Raw genomic sequence first — 17,506 nt, 5'->3', positions numbered from 1 at the left:
ATCGCGATCAGCGCGGCCTTCTTCCGCGGCTCAAGCTCGACGAAGTCCCAGGGCATAATGCGAAGCTTGTGGAGGGCGTAGTAGGCATAGTTCGCCTCACCGTCGCCCTCTTTAATTAGTTTTTTACTTCTTCAGCCAGATCGTTGACATCTCTGTCGAAGCCGTTAATCTCTTGCACCTTCTGCAGGAGCGTCGCATACTCACCAGGCAGCAGCATCTTGCGCAGCAGTTGATCAGCGCCGAGTACGCCATAGGATTTCTGCAGCTCGGCATCCTTCAAGTCCGGGAACACGACGCTGGCCACAACGAGCTTGGCCAAATATTCATCGGAGTTCGTATCCAGTGTAACGATACCTCTCTCCTTGATCTTGCGCTGTGACGATTTGCGGATCGCTTCATTCTCGTCCTCGGTCATACTGCGCAGCTTCCACGGAACTGGCTTGCCCGCTTCATTCTTGAAACGGGGCGAAATGATGACTTCTTCAGAAATTTCCGACACTACATTTTGCGCAAAAAATAAACTTAAATTACTCATGCTGCTCCTCCTTAAATTCCTTGGATCGTATTAAACGAATCAAGAATATCGTAGTCCTCGAATGTGAACGGCAGTTCCTCGTCCAGCATATCGTCGCTGGTCGCATCAAGCTTGGCCGCAATGACGCTGTCGAGATTACAATTTTTCAAAATAACGGTCTGCTTGCCTGCCGAGCTGCCTGGTTGCTCATTTACAATCTGCAGATCAAACCAGAAGTCCTTGCCCGTGCGGATATAGTCGCGCATCAATTGGCGGAATACTGAAGACACATAATAAATTGTTAATGTTCCGCTGCCCTTCCACCCCGCAGAACGCTGAGGGGTATTCGTCTTGCCGAGAACAGGTACGTCGACCTTATTCTTCTCGATCGTAGCTTCAATCGTCTTCGCATAGAACAGTTCCTCATTCCGTCCGTCGATAATGACGAACGCCTTTCCGTGCTTCCCGCTTACTGCATCCTGTTTATTAAAAAATGCCATGGTCTGTCCCTCCTTATTGAACTGAAATGCTCATATAAATTTTTTCTGCACTATCTACCGGCTGAACCGCGAGCTGAATCCAGACCACGTCGACATCCTGCCCCGGCATGACCTCGATATCGCTCTGCGAATCGAAATTCTGAATTGCCCCGATTCCTTGCAAATTATCCAGATAGCTGATCACTTCACCCTTCAGCAAATTGCGCCCATCCGCATTGTTATCGGTCTTGCCGACATAATTTTGGCTGAAAATAGACTGGATGTCCTTCGCCATAGAATCGAGTACACGCAGCACCCGGTTTTTGCTGAATTTCTTATCTTTATCGGCTGTAAAAGAAGTCAACGTATTAATATCCTGCTCGATGACTACACGCCCGTTAACGACGCTAAGCACCATTTCGCCTTGATTCAGGGCTTGTACAATCTCCGAATTCGTATATTTTGGCGCTACATCAACCGCATTCGGAATTTCTGTATAAGTGAGCGACTCATTCACATTCGCCGCCGCTTCCATTGCCGCGATCTCCCATAGCAAATAGATAGGCTCTACTGTCAGGCCATCTCCTGTAACGATACCATTCTTCAGACTAATGACGCCTTCGTAGTTGGCCGCAGGATAGTCATATACCACGGTCTGGAACTTCTTGCCTTCCTGTTCGCGCAGGCGTTTGGTATAAGCAACTGCCAGCTGCTTCACAGCACTATCGTCTACAGGAATGCCAAGGACATTGAAGTCCTCTGCTTCAAAAGCCGACAATGCGTCGGAATATTCTCCCGCGCCTCCACTGCCATTCGCTCCGCCTTCCAGGGCGGTTCCCGCAGTCTCTGTCAATGCGCCGCTTCCCGAGAATTCGACGAACTCATTCGCCAGCAGCTTCTCCGCCGTCTCGACGGTTTGCACATCTACTTTCTCACCATCCAACAGCGTCTTCACCTCGAAGAAGCCTTCATAGTCCAGACTGGACTGAATAACGACCTGCAGATCATTGCCTCGTGTACCACCGTATTTTGCTGTCGCTGTCAGAGCTCCAAGCTTGGCTGTTGCCTTCACAGCGCCCTCAGCTCCTAGCCGATAAATCAGGACTTTACTAGCATGAGCCATTGCCGCCGTAACGTGGCGAATTCGCGCATCCGTTGGCTGGAAGCCAAGCGATGGCAAGCATTGCTCCAGGAAGGTCTCACTATTCAGGACCGTAATACCACTCTTGCCCCAAGGAAGCGGTGCCGGGAATGCTGCGATCCCACGCTCTCCAAGCGTGCCAAGCGATTTTGCCTCCGATTTGAAATTGATATAAACGCCAGGTCTTACCTTGTTCTGAACTGTAAATGTTCCACCCGCCATTTTATTTCACTCCTTTATGTTTAAATTGATTTATTTTCACTTCTGCTTCTGCTTTTGTATACCGCTGCCCATCTTTCAGCACGACCGACAAAATATCCTTCTGCATTCCGGAATAGGCCTGCGAAGCTAGAAATTGCGCTTTGGAGAACGATGTTCCCTTATGCGTCTCTTCCGGCTGGTACACAATCGTCTCCAGATCCTCCGCTTGCTTAACTGCCTTTTTTGCTGTCATTTTTCAGAGATTCCTCCTCTTTGAGCGTTTGCATTTTGGGCTCTGCCCCTGCCGGGAGCCAAACCAGAAAATGAAAGCTAAAGTCGAAAAATAGCACCCCATCTCGAACCTCATGCTTCATTTGCGTCCCCATGTATCTGGCACCGTCAATATCGAGCTCGCGAAATAATTCATATAGATGCTCGGCTATATCATCCACCCGCATATTTGGACTCTGAGTCGTCGTCCCACTTACAAACTGCACTTGAAATGAACACGCCCGGTGATAACGCCGATTCAGCTCCTGCTCCTGTGAAGCCTTCAGCATTTCCACATAAAAATAAGGCCCCTCGGCCTTCTGCTCAGACTTCTCACGATGTACCGGGATTTCCGGAAAACGCTCGGCAAGTGATCGCATGACCCCATCTAGCAATGCACTGAAGCTCACCTCAATCATGCCTCTGCTCCCTTCTTCCCTTGATTCTCCACCACGCACCGCGGCAGGCTGCAAAATTGTTTTGTTCCTTCGAGCCGTCCCCATATACAGCTGATGCACAGCTTGGGCTGCTTCCACTCGATTTCAGTAAATGGCGCGGCAGGCGGATTCTTGTTGTTGTTGCACGTTGGCATTGGCTTCCCTCCCGAAAAGAAAAGCCGCTGAATTAGCTTCAGCGACTTTCCTAGTTCTATCCGGCGATGAAGGACCTCTCTAGCCCATTCGCCTGATTCTCACAATACAAATTTAACACGCCATTTAGGAAATGGACGGACATGCAGAGGACAACAAGCGGACATATGTTCGTATTTAACTGATCTCTCATGTAAAAACACTGGATGTCCTTGGTTACGCCACGTGGTCTCTTTGAGATCACGTTTTTAAGTCCTAGGACCAGCAGCTTACTTTCCTGCTAAATCCAAATTTATTGCAACCATTTCCACTTATTTTACGTTTAATATATTAACGGCTATTTTAATTTTAAAGATTCGGAGGTTCGCATGCTTAATAAATGGACATTATCCTTACTGGCCTCTGTCATACTGGCTATTCCCGTATTATCCGCCTCCAGCTTTGCGAGTCCTGCCGCTGTAGAACTGGATAATGGGAAGCTGCAGAACAATCGTGTACTTATTCCTCTTCGGGATGTATCTCAGCACTTAGGTGCCCAGGTTGAATGGGAGAAGCGTAGTCAGCTTATTACTATTGTCAAAGATGACACTACCATACAGCTAGTTCTAGGCTCTAAAAAGGTCCAGGTCAATCAATCCGAGGTTACGCTGGACGTTCCTGCACAGATTATGAATGGAGGAACTACTTATGTTCCCCTCCGTTTTGTAAGTCAAACATTGGGAGCGGACGTAAAGTGGGATCAACGAGTCAGACAAGCTACGATTACATTGAATGATCTGCAAATCGCAGTGAACATGAATCCTGGACAGCCCCCGGCCTCACAGAAAATTACTATGGAACGTTTGCGGCAATTATCCGATATGTTGAATGAAGCCAACGATATCTCTGCCATCCAGCAGGTCCGTTCTTACTTCGCACCATATTTTACGGATCGGTTCATTAATTCAATCATTCGAGATAAGGGGCTTAACAGTAAATACGAGTTCAAAGATCTCACCTCTCCGGCTTATTACACAAGCCCTACGACGGGGAAATTCTCTCAATCTATTGATATTGGAAAAAATGCAAACGGGGATTTGGTGACGATGACCAGGCAGGCTCAATTCGTCTATAGTGAAGGGATCTGGAGAGTGGATAGCATTAGTTTCAAGAAAAACGAAATTCCTATTACAGGGGCCTAACGCCCATCGAATTTTATATAAGGACCTCACCTCCGCTATTCGTGGTAGATGAGGTCCTTTTGCTTGGTACTTTAATCGAACTAAAAAAGACTAGGGAATAAGACGGGTTACTTCAACTTAACAGCAGGAGCCAGCGTGATCTCAAAGGCACGGCCCCATAGAAAATCAGGATTATCATAAGGCAAATTAACACTGCAATACCCTGCAAGCTTCCAGGAAGATCCGCAAATTTGCTTCACATTAACCGCACCATCGGAGTTGCCAATTTGGAAAGCCGGCTTATCTCCCAAGATCGATACCAGGGTTTGCATTCGATCTCGAAGCAAAGTAAGCATATATTCATAATCTTCCGGCGAATTGAAGACAAGCATATTCTGATCTGCCATCGTTTGCGGAAAATTGCTGTACTTGCCATGGCTTCTTGAGTACGTCCGGATTTCTCCGATAGCTACGGCTTTGTAGTAGTAATCCTTCAGGAAGCGCTTGAACAACAGAGACCCATGCGCGTTGACGGCTAATTCGAGCGCCGCCTCCTTCTTCTCCGAGACCAGGAAGGAGTAGCGGGCCTGGCCCATCCCTAAGGAGAGCCCGATTTTATTTCCGGCCGTATTCCAAGCACTGTATCCGAGGAGTCGACCGGTATATTGGCTTCCCAGCAATGCATCTGTTACTGTGGCATTGGCTGCCCCCTGACCGACAAAGTCAATCACAACGGTCGCCCTGTTCTCCGTTCCATTAGCATCAATCCGCGCCATAGCACTGGATACTTGGGCAGCGTCCGTAATGGCGATAATCTCGATATCCGGCGAGTTGATGACATATTGCCCTCCAACAATATCGATATGACGAAGAATATTATCATGTAGGCTCATATATTCATACGGGTTAATAATCGTGGAGCCATGCGGCCCATAATATTGAAGCGAAAATTTTGTTCTGCCTTTTCTCCCTCTATTTAATTGGTTAGCCATACGTGCTACCAAGGAATGACCGAGACCGTCAGCATCGGGCAGAATAATCGCCAGATTCGGATTTTGTCCACCGCAGCCTCCAAGTGAGAGATCAATAAAATTCTCCACGAAGCGGATCTCGTTGATCTGTACCCCTTCTGTCTTCGCATCATCGACCCCAACTGCTAGAAAATCGATATAACCGCGGCGTGCCAAGCGATCCAATACATAGTAGTTCGTCTTGAACTTATGCTGACGGGTGTTATAATAATGCTCTTTATTAAACTCCGTGGTATCGCCGTATTGTGTATCCGTATCTGAAGTGTTGTATCCGTTCAGAATATCGTTGAAGGCCGTGTATGCCTGGCGAGGCTGGCCCATGAAATTACGAGATTCTACGTAGGCATCGTAGGTAAGCCCTTCTGTAAATGACGTTGTCGCCAGCCGCATAATCGTGTCAAGCACATACACCGGTTTATGAGGATAACGCTTTTTAATCTGACAGATCACATCGAGCAAGTGGGCTGTAGAGGAATCATAGTTTGGATAGTCCCCGCCTCCGTTCTCCCGCAATCGTCTGCTGCCGATCAGTCCGCCGTAAGCAAGCATATCAATCGAAATAATAAATCCCTCTACCTTTGCCGCATGATCAAGGATGAATTGGCGAATGTTCGCCGTATTGCCGAACGTTGGCGAGCAGGTTCTAATCAATTGATCTCCCGAAGCTTCTGCATCAGAATCAATACGGTTCCTAATGTCCATGGGGTCAGGCGTAATAAGCTGCAATCCGGCAGAGTGCCCCAATGTGATCACGTCATCCAGATTTACAGGACGATCATCGAGTGGTACGTACAATACTTTTTTCATAAAATAATCACCTCTATATTGGTTTAAATATATGTGGCATAAAATAAGAAAAGCCGCCGAAATGTTATTCAGCGACTTTTGCGATGTAATCGGCGATGCAGGGTTTCTTGTCATTCTCACCTTATGCCACAATACCAATTTAACACGGCAAAAAGGTAATGATCGGACATCCAAAGGACACAAAGCGGACATATGTTCGGTTCTTTGGAAAAGAAAAAAGCCGGCACTCTCTGCCGACTAAATACCACGTTCTAAGTATTACTGCATTTCGCATATTCCCTTACTCTCTCAGACTCCTCATTTTCGAATACTTCCAGCTTCATAGCGACGGCAAGAATCCGCAGCGCACTTGCCTTGATGCGCCTATATGTTCTGTCGCTAATGCCCATCTCGCCGCAGCTGATGAAATCATACTCGTCCTCCCGGCTCAGATAGCTCCGTTCAATAACCTCACGCTGTACCGCAGATAGACTACACATCGCCTTGTCCAACAATTCTGATTTGCGGATCAATTCTGCCTCGCGATCCACATTCGATATAGCCAGATGTTCAGAAGGCTTGCTGACAAGATTCGTATTTCCGTGATATCTTGGCTCATAACTGGCCGTGATCCCGGCCTCGCGTCGGATAAAGCCAATCTGCCTGTAATGACGGATCTCTTCAAGGCGCTGCTCCACAGCCACTCTTGTTGCAGTCTGATTGATCGGCAGATTCTCAAAGACGGTCAAGTAAATGTTAGTGTTGCGTCTTGCCATAACAATCCCTCCTCAGATTCACCAATAAAATATATGATCATAAGACAGTTGAATTATCAATACCATTTTGGTAACTTATAATGGATAGAATCTTTTAAATCTTTATTCGAATCGCTCTGTCTGATTTTGTCTCCCTACCCCCTAAACTCTTTTTTACCGAAACGGTAACTATATATCGATTATAAATTACCATTATGGTAATGTCAATCTCTGTATCTCCTAAATAAATACAAAATTTTATCTTACCATTACGGTAACTATATGCTATAATAGTCTAAACGATGAAAGAGGAGTCATTATGCAAACCCTTGGTGATCGTATCAAGTACCTCAGAGAATTGAAGCAACTTACACAAAAAGATTTAGCCGCTCAAGCGGAGCTTACGATCGTCCAATTGTCGAGATATGAGACGAATGACCGCAAGCCCGATCCAGAATCCTTGCGCCGCATCGTCGATGCGCTGGATACAAGCGGGGATTATTTGCTGGGCAGAACCAAGGACCCTGCTCCAATGAAAGAAGCGGTGACGAACATGTCTTTTTACGGTGGTCCTGAAGCCTATACCGCTGACGAAATCGCGATGATGGAGGCCGCGCTTAAGGCTTATCGCGAGCAGAAGAAGAAATTGCTGCATAAGGACGGCGGAGACACAGATAAAAACAATCCTAATCAATAGAGGATTCACCGTATATGACGACGAATCTATTAATAATCAAGTTTGACTTTTGATCAGGCCCTTTCTGTGAAGGGCTATTATTTTCCAATATATTGCGAACATACATTCTTATTCGAGGTGGATTTATGTTATTCTCCTATTACCAGGAAACTCCTTTGGAACAATGGATCAGCACAGAATATATGAGCCACGGAATTATGGTTCCTGACCAGCTAGATATCGATAATATTGCCGAAGCCTTTGGCGTTGAACTGATCTATGAGGCCTGTCCGTCCTTCTCCGATAATGAAGATAAAGTTATATTTCTTAATAAACAGACGCAGGAACTGAGTGCCCGACTGATCTTCTTCCATGAACTCTGCCATGTTATGCGTCATGCTGGTGATCAGCGCCGAATGCCCCTGCTCTTCAAGAGTGCCCAGGAGACGGAGGCCGAGCAGTTCGTTCTCTACGCTGCGATGCCGTTCTACATGATGACCAGATTAAATATTCCGGATCAGCATTGTGAGGCGATTCCGTTCATCGCTGAGCAGTTCCAGGTTACCCTGGAATTAGCGGAACGTAGACTCGATCAAGTCCAGCGCAGAGTACTTCAGGGCACATTGATCGCAGCAGCTCGCGAAGCGGATCGGAAGCAGCAAGCCGCTGAGTCATGGTCTCCTGAGACCATGCGGATTCTTGACCAATTGGAACGACAGATTACCGGAGGCAAAGGAGGCAACTGATCGATGCGACTAGCCGTATATTGTGACTTCATCTCGGAAGGGATACATCCACTTCAGCTCATTGTTCAGCCTGATCCGGGCGAATTGAACTGGAGCGAGGTTCTCTATTTACCCTTATCCGGCCCATTTGAACCGTTCGAAGCTGAACAGTTCGGCGACCTGATCGGTGCTTCCGTCCTGCTTGAAGATCTTGTTATCAGTAGCGAAGACCCAGAGAAAATTGGCATACGGCTTCACCAACTATCCGCACGTCACTCCGAAGCCGACATTTCTCTGTTCATTCTGCAGATTGCCGATGTTGAAGAAGTGTTAGGCTATCGCTGGGAGCAGGTCAACATATCTATTTGACTTGCTGCCCCGTTAGACATAAAATGAACACGTTAACATCTATTAGAGGAATATCAAAAGTCTGCTTTTTATCCCGGAGCACACACTACTATATGAAGAATTAAGAGGTATGCATGATTACGATAAAAGATATTGCCCGGGCCGCCGGCGTCTCCCATACAACTGTATCCAGAGCGCTTAATGGCAATCCGATAATAAAGAAGGAAACCCGGGACAAAATTGAAAAAATCGCTGCAGAACTAAACTATGTTCCGAATTTCAGCGCCAAGAGCCTTGTCACGAGAAAATCCTTTACGATCGGCCTGTTCTTCTCCTCGATCGACCAAGGCACATCGGAGAGCTTCCTCGTTGACGTAATCAAAGGCATCAAGCATGTGCTTGATGAGAACTATAACCTGTCGGTCAGCGGTATTGACAGTATCCAGCATCTGGACAGCATCTCCAGCCATCGCTTCGACGGTATTCTCGTCATTAGCCAGAGCGATGCGGATAATGCCTTTATTAATCATGTCAAAAAGGCTAATATCCCGCTTGTTGTCCTCAACCGCCAACTCGAGGATTCAAGCATCATGAATGTAGTGGCCAGCGACCGGATAGGTGTCAAGGAAGCTATTGAATATGCGATCTCGCAAGGTCACCGCAGGCTCGCCATGATTGAAGGTAGACCGGACTTCAAGTCGGCCTCCGAGCGCAAGCAAGGCTTCATCGACAGCATGCTCGCGAAGCAAATCCCCATCAGAAACGAATACTTTGTATCCGGTGATTACACGGTAGAGAGCGGCTTCAGCGCGATGAACGCACTCTTGTCTTTACCTGAGCCGCCGTCCATGGTGCTCTGTTCCAACGATAATATGGCGATCGGCGCAATGAATGCCTGCTATGCCAGAGGTGTTTCGATTCCAGAGCAAATGTCGTTAATCGGCTTTGACGATATCGTCTTCGCCAAGTACACCAATCCCGCCCTGACTACAATTCACAGACCTATCGCTGATATAAGTAAATTAGGAACGCAGAAATTAATCGAACTGATGAACAAACCTGAGGATACAGCTGCTGAACAGCTATTCGTCAAGACACAATTGATCATCCGTCAGACGGTCTCAAGCATCTAAGAAATATAATCTCATTAGAAAAGCCTGAGATGACAGCTAAATCCGCTCACCGCAGGCTTCTTTCTAAAGTGCAATGCTCGTGCAGTCTAATTTATGTTATTGACTAAAATACGAAGTAAACATAAACTGAACACGTGAATATTACCCATCTGACGTACTAGTCCATAATTGATACCTTTTTTACGTCCATAATTGTTAACGTGTGCATTATTATAGTCAAAATGAAGTGCGTGAACTGGCTATTTTCAAGACAGGTATAACCTTGTAACCCGAACTTATATGATATAAAGGAGCCGGTATTATGTTCTTAAATGACGATTTTCTATTAACTACCCCTATGGCTAAGACGCTGTTCCACAACCATGCCAGCAAGATGCCAATTATTGATTATCACTGCCATCTCGACCCGCAGGAAATTTACGAGAACAAGCCATTTGTGAACCTGACCGAAGCCTGGTTATCTGGAGATCACTATAAATGGAGATTAATGCGTGCTAACGGAGTGCCGGAGACTCATATTACGGGCGATGCTTCCGATTATGACAAATTCCTGGCCTGGGCCAGAACGGTACCAAAGACGATCGGTAATCCGCTGTACAGCTGGACACACCTTGAGCTTCGCCGCTTCTTCGGCATCGATGAGTTGCTGAATGAAGAGTCAGCACCACGGATCTGGAAGGAAGTGAACCGCAAGCTGGCGACAGAGTCATTCAAGCGTCGCAATATCATTAAGAACGCTAATGTGAAAATGATATGCACTACCGATGACCCGGTGGATTCTCTGAGCTATCACCAACGTTTGGCTGAAGAGGAACAGGACTTCAAAGTATTGCCTACTTTCCGTCCCGATAAAGCGCTGAACATCGATGCCCCAGGCTTCAAGGAATGGATCGGTCGCCTGGAGAACGCCATTGGGCAGTCGATTTCCTCCTATGCTGAATTAGTCCATGTACTCAAGAATCGGGTTGATTTCTTCCATGACAACGGCTGCCGCCTGTCCGACCATGCGCTAGACGTACTGCGCTATAAGGCCGGTGATGCCGAAACATTGGATATTATTTTCCGTAAGAGACTAGCCGATGGGACGCTCTCAGCGGATGAAATCACGATTTACCGTACAGAGCTGATGGCTCAGTTAATTGCCTTCTATCGTGAGAAGAACTGGACAATGCAGCTTCATATGCATGCGTACCGCAACAATAATACTTCGATGTTGAAGTCGTTGGGACCAGATACGGGACATGATGCCCTAAATGACCTGCCGATCACCGAAGCCCTGGCGAAGTTGCTGGATCGCGCTGAGAGCGAAGCTGGCTTGCCGAAGACGATTTTGTACTCCCTTAATCCGAAGGATTACCCTGTACTGCTGACACTGATGGGCTGCTTCCAGCGGGATACTCCAGGAAAGCTGCAGCTCGGTTCCGGCTGGTGGTTCAACGATACTCGCGGCGGGATGCGCCAGCAATTGTCCTTGTTTGCAGAGCACAGCTTGCTCGCGAACTTTGTCGGCATGCTGACCGACTCGCGCAGCTTCCTGTCTTATACACGCCATGAATATTTCCGCCGTGTATTGTGCGAACTGATCGGTGAGTGGGTAGAGCGCGGCGAAGCGCCTGAAGATTCTGTATTACTAGGACAGATGGTCGAAGATATTTCATACAACAATGCAGCCAGATATTTTGGCTTCTGAGTGGAAGTCAAAAAGGTTCACTTTTTAATATTATGCGAGAACAAGCCCAGCCCATGAGTTCATTCTTATTGAATTCATGGGCTTATTTAATTGCTGAAGTAAAGAGAATATCCGTGACTTCGAACTATTTCAAAAAATTCTTTACTAACATTTTGTTAGGTACTTGATTTAGTAAATGTGGTATGCTATATTCATATCGTGATATTAAGACACTTAAAAATAAGATTGTTCATTAGGAATTAAACGATGTTGATCTGTGAAGAATATGCAAGAATGGCTCATTCACAGAACGGTTATGATTCCTGAAGCAAGTTATTATTCATCTATTTAATTTCAGAGGAGGATTTCTCAATGTCCAAGTTAAACATCGGTATTATTTTAGGAAGCACACGTGAAGGTCGCTTAAGCCCACAGGTTGGCGAATGGGTGAAGAAAATCGCTGACGAGCGTGGAGACGCAAACTATGAAATCGTTGATATCGCTGACTTCAAACTTCCATTGCTCGGTGAAGCTGACGCTACAGAACAAGCAACAGCTTGGAATAATAAACTGAACAGCTTGGACGGATTCGTCTTCATCGTTCAAGAATATAATCACAGTATCTCTGCAGCTCTGAAGAACGCACTCGACTATGCCCGTGAAGCATGGAACGACAAAGCTGCTGGTATTGTGAGCTACGGCTCTGTTGGCGGCGCTCGTGCAGCTGAACATCTGCGCGGTATCCTGGGCGAATTGTCCGTTGCTGACGTACGTGTTCACCCAGCTCTGTCCCTGTTCACAGATTTCGAGAACTTCTCCGTATTCAAGCCAGCTGATCTTCACCTGACTAACCTTAACGGTATGCTTGACCAAGTTCTTGCCTGGAGCGGCGCTTTGAAAACCTTGCGTCAATAATCTTCTCCCCCAAAGCCAAAATCCCCCACTCTCTTCATTAGAGGGTGAGGGATTTTTTTATTAAGCCTACTAATGATGGATCGAGAACTTCTCCTTGTACATTTGCGGCAAATGATTAATTTTGTATTCAATCGTCTCCAGATTCCGCTGAGTATCTCTGATCTGTTGCTCTACATTGTGCTTGTGCTGAATCAGAATCTCCAGGCCCTTATCCACGACAGCATCATTATCCATACAGTACTGGATGAAGGTACGAATATCCTTGATTGGCATTCCCGTATGCTTCAAACAGCAAATCAAGTCTATCCATTCGATATCCTGATCATGAAATACACGTACACCGTTCTCACGATCTACAAAAGGGAGCAGTCCCTCTTTATCATAGTATCTGATCGTGTACACGGACAGGTTCGTCTTCTCGGCAACCTGCGAAATAGTATAAGTCATTGAAAATCTCTCCTCCATTAAGGCCCATATTTGGATCAAATGCCATAACAATGAACATCCTATATTCAGATAAATTTCCGATCCAATTTGTTATTTGACATAGAGTGAACTCTAGCACTTATCCTATTATTGTAGAGAATATGAAGGGAGAATGTAAAGCATGAAGTATATTAACATCGCTGGTACAGATTTGAAAGCGTCAAATATAGTTATGGGCAATATGCGCCTGAAGCAGCTCTCTGTGACCGAGGCAGAGAAGTTAATTCGTACTGCACTGGATCACGAGATTAACTTCTTCGACCACGCCGATATTTACGGACCATCCTATGGGGAATGCGAATCCCATTTCGCCGATGCGATCCAAATGAATCCTGAAATTCGGGAGCAAATGATTCTGCAGAGCAAATGCGGCATTCGTCCAGGTTACTTCGACTTCTCCAAGGAGCATATTATCGAAGCAACGGACGGCATTCTGAAGCGTCTGAAGACAGACTATCTGGACGTTCTATTACTCCATCGTCCTGATACATTAATGGAACCAGAGGAAGTTGCTGAAGCATTCGATCAGTTGCATAGCAGCGGTAAGGTTCGCTATTTCGGGGTATCCAATCAGACTCCGAACCAAATCGAGTTGCTACAGAAGTACATTCCACATAAAATCATTGCTAACCAATTGCAGCTTAGCATTACACACACGCCAATGATCGATTCGGCCATCGCCTTCAATATGGATGTCGATCAATCCGTGAACCGTGACAGCGGTATTCTTGAATATTGCCGTTTGAAGGATATTACGATTCAAGCTTGGTCCCCATTCCAGAAAGGCTTCTTCAACGGACCTTTCCTTGGCGACCTGGAGAATTATCCAGAACTCAACAAGATTATTGATCAGCTTGCCGAGAAATACGGAGTAACCAATACAACGATCGCCGTAGCCTGGATTACTCGTCATCCAGCTAACATGCAGGTCGTACTTGGAACGACAAATGAGCAAAGACTTATCGATTCCTGCAAAGGTTCGGAGATTCCACTCACCAGAGAAGAATGGTACAGCATTTACAAGGCAGGCGGTAAGATTTTGCCTTAACGTAGTAGTTTCCAATATGTATATAAAAGGCGTCCCTGTGTCAGTAATGACATCAGAGACGCTTTTTTATTAAACCTTATAAAATGTATTAGTTGTTCTTCCAGCGATCATAAGCACCTTGGTAAATTTCCTGGAAGCGGTCAGATCCCATTTTCTTAAGGGTTTGGACATATTTATCCCAACCGTCGATAGATTCTTGGCCCGTAATGAATTTAGCTTCCATCTGCGCTACATATGTGCTTAGATCGGAACGAAGCGCTGTAACTTCAGCAGACTCCGCTTCTGTCAAGAACAGGGCTGGGAATAGGAAGAAGACAGAGGAATGTTCTAGGATCCTTCTCCTTAAACAGCTTCAATAGATCATACAGCTTTCATAACTACGCTTCTCCAAACGAGCTTACACCGGCCGTTTGTGAGGAGCGTGTTTCTTTTATCGCATAACTGACTTCGATGAATAATACTATTATCCAAGCCCTAACTCATAAACATATTCTGAATGGGCGGGAATGATGCCCGTGTTCAAGGAGGGATATCATTTAATGGCAAATTCAGAACCAAGCAACTGTGAACCTCCTCGCATCCCCCAACCGATACGCAGCGATGGTGCAGGCGGGCCCGATTATGGACCACGGGATGTGATGAGAGACCGGGAGAACCCTGATATGCTGGTGCCTCCGGTCACCGATTCCGGGCTAATGCCGAATCTGGTTATGTCTTACTCTGATACCCATATGCAGCTTAATGAGGGCGGATGGTCAAGAGAAATTACCGTACGGGATCTGCCGATCGCGAAGACCCTGGCAGGCGTTAACATGAGTCTAGTGCCGGGCGGGGTACGCGAGTTACATTGGCATCAGCAAGCTGAGTGGGCCTATATGCTGCTTGGCAGTGCCAGAGTCACCGCGGTGGATCAGAATGGAAGGAATTTTATCGCTGATATTGAGGCGGGAGATCTGTGGTATTTTCCGGCGGGCATCCCCCACTCTATTCAAGCGCTTGAGAATGGATGTGAATTTTTGCTTGTCTTTGATGACGGCAATTTCTCAGATCTGAATACACTATCCATTTCAGACTGGTTCGCCCATACGCCCAAAGAAGTCCTATCCGCCAACTTTGGAGTAGATGAAGCTGCTTTCGATGGAATTCCCGATAAGCAGCTATATATTTTCCCAGACAAGGTCCCAAGATCATTAGCTAGTCAGGAGGTTCAATCTCCCTACGGTACGGTTCCCATTAGCTTCAAGCATAAGCTTCTGGCACAGACCCCACTGAAGACATCGGGCGGGAGTGTCCGCATCGCTGATACCACCAACTTCCCCATCTCCAAGACAGTTGCGGCTGCACTGGTCGAGATTAAGCCGGGCGCGATGCGCGAGCTGCACTGGCATCCCAATAATGATGAGTGGCAATATTACTTGACGGGTCAAGGTCGAATGACTGTATTCGGCGGTAATGGAGTCGCGCGCACTTTTAACGTCCGGGCGGGAGATGTCGGTTATGTCCCCTTCGCCTTCGGACACTATATCCAGAACACCGGGGACGACACCCTCTGGTTCCTTGAAATATTCAAGAGCGACCGCTTTGCAGACATCTCCTTGAACCAATGGATGGCCCTTACGCCGTGTGAGCTTGTACAAGCCAACCTAAATGCGCCCCCTGAATTACTGGACGCTCTTCGCAAAGAGAAATGGCCCGTTGTCAAATACGATAATCTAAAATAAACCCCTTCCCCAAAATTTCGTTATCTTGCTATTACAGCTTAAAAAGCGTACGATGATCCCAATTAAGGAGTATATTAATATACGAAGCCGATATGAAACCAGGGGGATTACACTTGAAGCACACATCCATGCATCTTCATCCCATAGAGCTAACCCGTGAGCGGTGGAACGCCATTGTAGGCAATGATCCCGCCTATGACGGAGAGTTCTTCTATGCCGTCAAGACAACGGGTATCTTCTGCAGACCGTCCTGTAAATCGAGGCCGCCGAAAATGGAGAATATCCGCCTGTTCGAAAACGCTGAGCAGGCCTTATCCGAGAATTTCCGACCCTGCAAACGCTGCAGGCCAACCGGTCAGCGATTGCCTGATGATGAATGGATTCAGCTTGTCACAGAATACATTGATAACAATTACTCTGCTTCCCTTGCCCTCCAGACCCTCGCTGAGGTTAGTCATGGAAGCCCCTACCACCTTCATCGGACTTTTAAAAAAATCAAGGGTGTAACGCCGGTCGAATACATCCAGCAGATACGGATTGCTAAAGCCAAGCTGCTGCTGCTCCATTCTAGGCTTGAGGTCGCCAAAGTTGGCGCCAGTGTAGGCATGGTAAATACAGCTTATTTTATAACCCTATTCAAGAAACGGACCGGAGTCACCCCGGCACAATATCGCAAAGAACACGCAAGCATTCCGCATGAAGGAGACGATTTATTATGAAGCAAAATTCGCACATGACGGTGTACTGGTCTAAATTGTCGCAGGAAGACTGGAGCATTTACCTAGCTGCTACCGAGCAAGGGCTCTGCTACGTTGGATCTCAGAATAAGGATTTCGAAGAGCTAAGCAAGTGGGTGGCGAAGCATTATAAGGAATACCAGCTGATAGAAAACGATGAAATCCTCCGTCCCTATGTCGTTGAACTGAGCGAATATCTGCAGGGGCAACGGCAACATTTCTCGCTTCCTGTCGCGCTGGAGGGAACCTCATTTCAAAAAGAAGTATGGGACGCTCTTCGTGCGATCCCTTATGGGCAAACATGCTCTTATTCGGACATTGCCAATCATATCCAAAGGCCAGCGGCGGTTCGCGCAGTAGGTACCGCAATCGGAGCTAACCCTCTTCTGATTACCATTCCCTGTCATCGGGTGATTGGCAAGGATGGGACATTAACCGGCTATCGCGGTGGACTTGAGATGAAGACGAAATTGCTGGAGCTGGAGCGAAGCGGATCGAGCCTGCTATAGGCGGGATTTAATTATTAAAGGCATGGTCCCGAGGTTTAACCTTGGGGACCATGCCTTTTTGCTCGATAGTGCTATTATATTACTGCTGTTTGTACGCTTTATTCAGCAACAGCATATACCAGATCAAGGCGATGCCGATAATCGAATGCGATAGACCTGCCATATGACTCAGGCCTGCCATATCGCTACCATTCACCTGCAATATTCCGCGCACCGTCATAGAGCCGATCGTCAGGACCAGACCGATATTATAGACGATGAACCAGACATTGAAAGATTTGATCTGATGAACCGAGAACAGCTTCGAAAGAATCAGACTGATCAGGAAGAACATAAAGCCGAGAATAAGAACGTGGGTATGCAGAACATTCAATACCGTATACCCGTCAAAGCCTTGTATTTTCGTAAATTCTCTCGAAAACACACCAAATCCTAACCCGATTAATAGATAGATAAATGCGGCTATGTATGATTTTCTCACTCAATAACCCTCCATTATTTACTCACTTCAGCCCCTATTGTAAATAACTTAAGCCGGGATTGTAATCCATATCATAAGTTGTTAAAAGATTGTTCACATTTACAAATCTAGGGGGACGGGGTTCTATGTTA

General features: G+C 46.6%; 21 protein-coding genes and 1 pseudogene. 11 read left to right on the top strand and 11 right to left on the bottom strand.

Going from position 1 to position 17,506, the window contains the following annotated elements; genetic code table 11:
• Positions 1-115: 115 nt before the first annotated feature.
• The 6 genes from ABD014_RS10295 to ABD014_RS10270 are packed head-to-tail and all read right to left on the bottom strand — an operon-like array spanning position 116 to position 3,197.
• A complete protein-coding gene (locus tag ABD014_RS10295; protein WP_343860570.1) occupies positions 116-535 on the bottom strand; it encodes a phage tail assembly chaperone in 420 nt (139 codons plus the stop codon).
• 11 nt (positions 536-546) lie between these two features.
• Positions 547-1,014, bottom strand: a complete 468-nt coding sequence (locus ABD014_RS10290; protein WP_343860568.1) for a phage tail tube protein — start codon at positions 1,012-1,014, stop codon at positions 547-549.
• A gap of 13 nt (positions 1,015-1,027) precedes the next feature.
• Positions 1,028-2,356, bottom strand: coding sequence for a phage tail sheath family protein (locus ABD014_RS10285; protein ID WP_343860566.1), 1,329 nt, complete (start codon positions 2,354-2,356; stop codon positions 1,028-1,030).
• A gap of 1 nt (position 2,357) precedes the next feature.
• Positions 2,358-2,588 carry a hypothetical protein gene (locus ABD014_RS10280; protein WP_343860564.1) on the bottom strand — a complete coding sequence of 77 codons (231 nt, stop codon included), beginning with the start codon at positions 2,586-2,588 and terminating at the stop codon, positions 2,358-2,360.
• Positions 2,566-3,024: a phage tail terminator family protein gene (locus ABD014_RS10275; RefSeq protein ID WP_343860562.1), complete on the bottom strand. Its 459-nt coding sequence runs from the start codon at positions 3,022-3,024 to the stop codon at positions 2,566-2,568. Before ABD014_RS10275 ends, ABD014_RS10280 begins: the two co-directional genes overlap by 23 nt.
• Positions 3,021-3,197, bottom strand: a complete 177-nt coding sequence (locus ABD014_RS10270; protein ID WP_343860560.1) for a hypothetical protein — start codon at positions 3,195-3,197, stop codon at positions 3,021-3,023. Before ABD014_RS10270 ends, ABD014_RS10275 begins: the two co-directional genes overlap by 4 nt.
• Before the next feature lie 366 nt (positions 3,198-3,563).
• Here ABD014_RS10270 and ABD014_RS10265 point away from each other — a divergent pair, with 366 nt between their 5' ends.
• On the top strand, positions 3,564-4,376 hold the full coding sequence (locus ABD014_RS10265; RefSeq protein ID WP_343860558.1) for a copper amine oxidase N-terminal domain-containing protein: 813 nt from the start codon (positions 3,564-3,566) through the stop codon (positions 4,374-4,376).
• Positions 4,377-4,483: 107 nt separating this feature from the next.
• On the opposite strand, the gene ABD014_RS10260 is transcribed toward ABD014_RS10265, so the two are convergent.
• Together ABD014_RS10260 and ABD014_RS10255 are read right to left on the bottom strand one after the other, a co-directional pair.
• Entirely contained in the window at positions 4,484-6,193 is a 1,710-nt protein-coding gene (locus ABD014_RS10260) for a DUF4127 family protein (RefSeq protein ID WP_343860556.1), read from the bottom strand.
• Between the two features lie 251 nt (positions 6,194-6,444).
• Complete coding sequence (locus ABD014_RS10255) at positions 6,445-6,948, bottom strand: ArpU family phage packaging/lysis transcriptional regulator (RefSeq protein WP_343860554.1); 504 nt, start codon at positions 6,946-6,948, stop codon at positions 6,445-6,447.
• Positions 6,949-7,246: 298 nt separating this feature from the next.
• Between ABD014_RS10255 and ABD014_RS10250 the strand changes: the two genes are divergently transcribed.
• The 6 genes from ABD014_RS10250 (at position 7,247) to ABD014_RS10225 (ending at position 12,393) form a co-directional block, all read left to right on the top strand.
• Positions 7,247-7,624: a helix-turn-helix domain-containing protein gene (locus tag ABD014_RS10250; RefSeq protein ID WP_343860551.1), complete on the top strand. Its 378-nt coding sequence runs from the start codon at positions 7,247-7,249 to the stop codon at positions 7,622-7,624.
• A gap of 155 nt (positions 7,625-7,779) precedes the next feature.
• Positions 7,780-8,349, top strand: a complete 570-nt coding sequence (locus ABD014_RS10245) for an ImmA/IrrE family metallo-endopeptidase (protein ID WP_343860549.1) — start codon at positions 7,780-7,782, stop codon at positions 8,347-8,349.
• Positions 8,350-8,352: 3 nt separating this feature from the next.
• Positions 8,353-8,697, top strand: a complete 345-nt coding sequence (locus tag ABD014_RS10240; protein WP_343860547.1) for a hypothetical protein — start codon at positions 8,353-8,355, stop codon at positions 8,695-8,697.
• Positions 8,698-8,810: 113 nt separating this feature from the next.
• A complete protein-coding gene (locus ABD014_RS10235; RefSeq protein WP_343860545.1) occupies positions 8,811-9,809 on the top strand; it encodes a LacI family DNA-binding transcriptional regulator in 999 nt (332 codons plus the stop codon).
• 301 nt (positions 9,810-10,110) lie between these two features.
• The gene (gene uxaC / locus ABD014_RS10230) at positions 10,111-11,499 is read left to right on the top strand and encodes a glucuronate isomerase (protein ID WP_343860543.1); all 1,389 of its coding nucleotides are present in this window, start codon (positions 10,111-10,113) and stop codon (positions 11,497-11,499) included.
• A gap of 351 nt (positions 11,500-11,850) precedes the next feature.
• On the top strand, positions 11,851-12,393 hold the full coding sequence (locus ABD014_RS10225; RefSeq protein ID WP_343860541.1) for an NADPH-dependent FMN reductase: 543 nt from the start codon (positions 11,851-11,853) through the stop codon (positions 12,391-12,393).
• Between the two features lie 69 nt (positions 12,394-12,462).
• Here the strand turns inward: ABD014_RS10225 and ABD014_RS10220 are convergent, their stop codons facing one another.
• The gene (locus ABD014_RS10220) at positions 12,463-12,840 is read right to left on the bottom strand and encodes a MerR family transcriptional regulator (RefSeq protein ID WP_126996643.1); all 378 of its coding nucleotides are present in this window, start codon (positions 12,838-12,840) and stop codon (positions 12,463-12,465) included.
• Positions 12,841-13,000: 160 nt separating this feature from the next.
• Between ABD014_RS10220 and ABD014_RS10215 the strand changes: the two genes are divergently transcribed.
• Positions 13,001-13,927 carry an aldo/keto reductase gene (locus ABD014_RS10215; RefSeq protein WP_343860533.1) on the top strand — a complete coding sequence of 309 codons (927 nt, stop codon included), beginning with the start codon at positions 13,001-13,003 and terminating at the stop codon, positions 13,925-13,927.
• Between the two features lie 88 nt (positions 13,928-14,015).
• Here the strand turns inward: ABD014_RS10215 and ABD014_RS10210 are convergent.
• Positions 14,016-14,231 (bottom strand): annotated as a pseudogene (locus ABD014_RS10210) (extracellular solute-binding protein); the annotation flags it as partial.
• 235 nt (positions 14,232-14,466) lie between these two features.
• Here ABD014_RS10210 and ABD014_RS10205 point away from each other — a divergent pair.
• The 3 genes from ABD014_RS10205 to ABD014_RS10195 all read left to right on the top strand — a co-directional run bounded on the left by ABD014_RS10205 (position 14,467) and on the right by ABD014_RS10195 (position 16,894).
• Positions 14,467-15,648 (top strand): oxalate decarboxylase family bicupin, encoded by a 1,182-nt coding sequence (locus ABD014_RS10205; RefSeq protein WP_343860531.1) that lies wholly within the window; start codon positions 14,467-14,469, stop codon positions 15,646-15,648.
• A 128-nt stretch (positions 15,649-15,776) separates the two neighbouring features.
• Complete coding sequence (locus ABD014_RS10200; protein ID WP_379337535.1) at positions 15,777-16,367, top strand: bifunctional transcriptional activator/DNA repair enzyme AdaA; 591 nt, start codon at positions 15,777-15,779, stop codon at positions 16,365-16,367.
• On the top strand, positions 16,364-16,894 hold the full coding sequence (locus ABD014_RS10195; protein ID WP_343860527.1) for a methylated-DNA--[protein]-cysteine S-methyltransferase: 531 nt from the start codon (positions 16,364-16,366) through the stop codon (positions 16,892-16,894). Before ABD014_RS10200 ends, ABD014_RS10195 begins: the two co-directional genes overlap by 4 nt.
• Positions 16,895-16,973: 79 nt before the next feature.
• On the opposite strand, the gene ABD014_RS10190 is transcribed toward ABD014_RS10195, so the two are convergent.
• The gene (locus ABD014_RS10190) at positions 16,974-17,375 is read right to left on the bottom strand and encodes a DUF2871 domain-containing protein (protein ID WP_343860525.1); all 402 of its coding nucleotides are present in this window, start codon (positions 17,373-17,375) and stop codon (positions 16,974-16,976) included.
• Positions 17,376-17,506: the final 131 nt, after the last annotated feature.

The organism is Paenibacillus motobuensis (assembly GCF_039521865.1).
GTDB classification, from domain to species: Bacteria; Bacillota; Bacilli; order Paenibacillales; family Paenibacillaceae; genus Fontibacillus; species Fontibacillus motobuensis.
The sequence above is the reverse complement of the archived record's forward strand: the minus strand, read 5'-3'. Positions and strand labels throughout refer to the sequence as shown.

Bases quoted from the DNA above. Each gene is read 5' to 3' on its own strand.
- ABD014_RS10275 (WP_343860562.1), bottom strand. From the start codon at position 3,024: ATGATTGAGGTGAGCTTCAGTGCATTGCTAGATGGGGTCATGCGATCA.
- ABD014_RS10195 (WP_343860527.1), top strand. From the start codon at position 16,364: ATGAAGCAAAATTCGCACATGACGGTGTACTGGTCTAAATTGTCGCAG.
- ABD014_RS10285 (WP_343860566.1), bottom strand. From the start codon at position 2,356: ATGGCGGGTGGAACATTTACAGTTCAGAACAAGGTAAGACCTGGCGTT.
- ABD014_RS10280 (WP_343860564.1), bottom strand. From the start codon at position 2,588: ATGACAGCAAAAAAGGCAGTTAAGCAAGCGGAGGATCTGGAGACGATT.
- ABD014_RS10290 (WP_343860568.1), bottom strand. From the start codon at position 1,014: ATGGCATTTTTTAATAAACAGGATGCAGTAAGCGGGAAGCACGGAAAG.
- uxaC (WP_343860543.1), top strand. From the start codon at position 10,111: ATGTTCTTAAATGACGATTTTCTATTAACTACCCCTATGGCTAAGACG.
- ABD014_RS10215 (WP_343860533.1), top strand. From the start codon at position 13,001: ATGAAGTATATTAACATCGCTGGTACAGATTTGAAAGCGTCAAATATA.
- ABD014_RS10260 (WP_343860556.1), bottom strand. From the start codon at position 6,193: ATGAAAAAAGTATTGTACGTACCACTCGATGATCGTCCTGTAAATCTG.
- ABD014_RS10295 (WP_343860570.1), bottom strand. From the start codon at position 535: ATGAGTAATTTAAGTTTATTTTTTGCGCAAAATGTAGTGTCGGAAATT.
- ABD014_RS10270 (WP_343860560.1), bottom strand. From the start codon at position 3,197: ATGCCAACGTGCAACAACAACAAGAATCCGCCTGCCGCGCCATTTACT.
- ABD014_RS10220 (WP_126996643.1), bottom strand. From the start codon at position 12,840: ATGACTTATACTATTTCGCAGGTTGCCGAGAAGACGAACCTGTCCGTG.
- ABD014_RS10205 (WP_343860531.1), top strand. From the start codon at position 14,467: ATGGCAAATTCAGAACCAAGCAACTGTGAACCTCCTCGCATCCCCCAA.
- ABD014_RS10235 (WP_343860545.1), top strand. From the start codon at position 8,811: ATGATTACGATAAAAGATATTGCCCGGGCCGCCGGCGTCTCCCATACA.
- ABD014_RS10200 (WP_379337535.1), top strand. From the start codon at position 15,777: ATGCATCTTCATCCCATAGAGCTAACCCGTGAGCGGTGGAACGCCATT.
- ABD014_RS10250 (WP_343860551.1), top strand. From the start codon at position 7,247: ATGCAAACCCTTGGTGATCGTATCAAGTACCTCAGAGAATTGAAGCAA.
- ABD014_RS10255 (WP_343860554.1), bottom strand. From the start codon at position 6,948: ATGGCAAGACGCAACACTAACATTTACTTGACCGTCTTTGAGAATCTG.
- ABD014_RS10265 (WP_343860558.1), top strand. From the start codon at position 3,564: ATGCTTAATAAATGGACATTATCCTTACTGGCCTCTGTCATACTGGCT.
- ABD014_RS10225 (WP_343860541.1), top strand. From the start codon at position 11,851: ATGTCCAAGTTAAACATCGGTATTATTTTAGGAAGCACACGTGAAGGT.
- ABD014_RS10240 (WP_343860547.1), top strand. From the start codon at position 8,353: ATGCGACTAGCCGTATATTGTGACTTCATCTCGGAAGGGATACATCCA.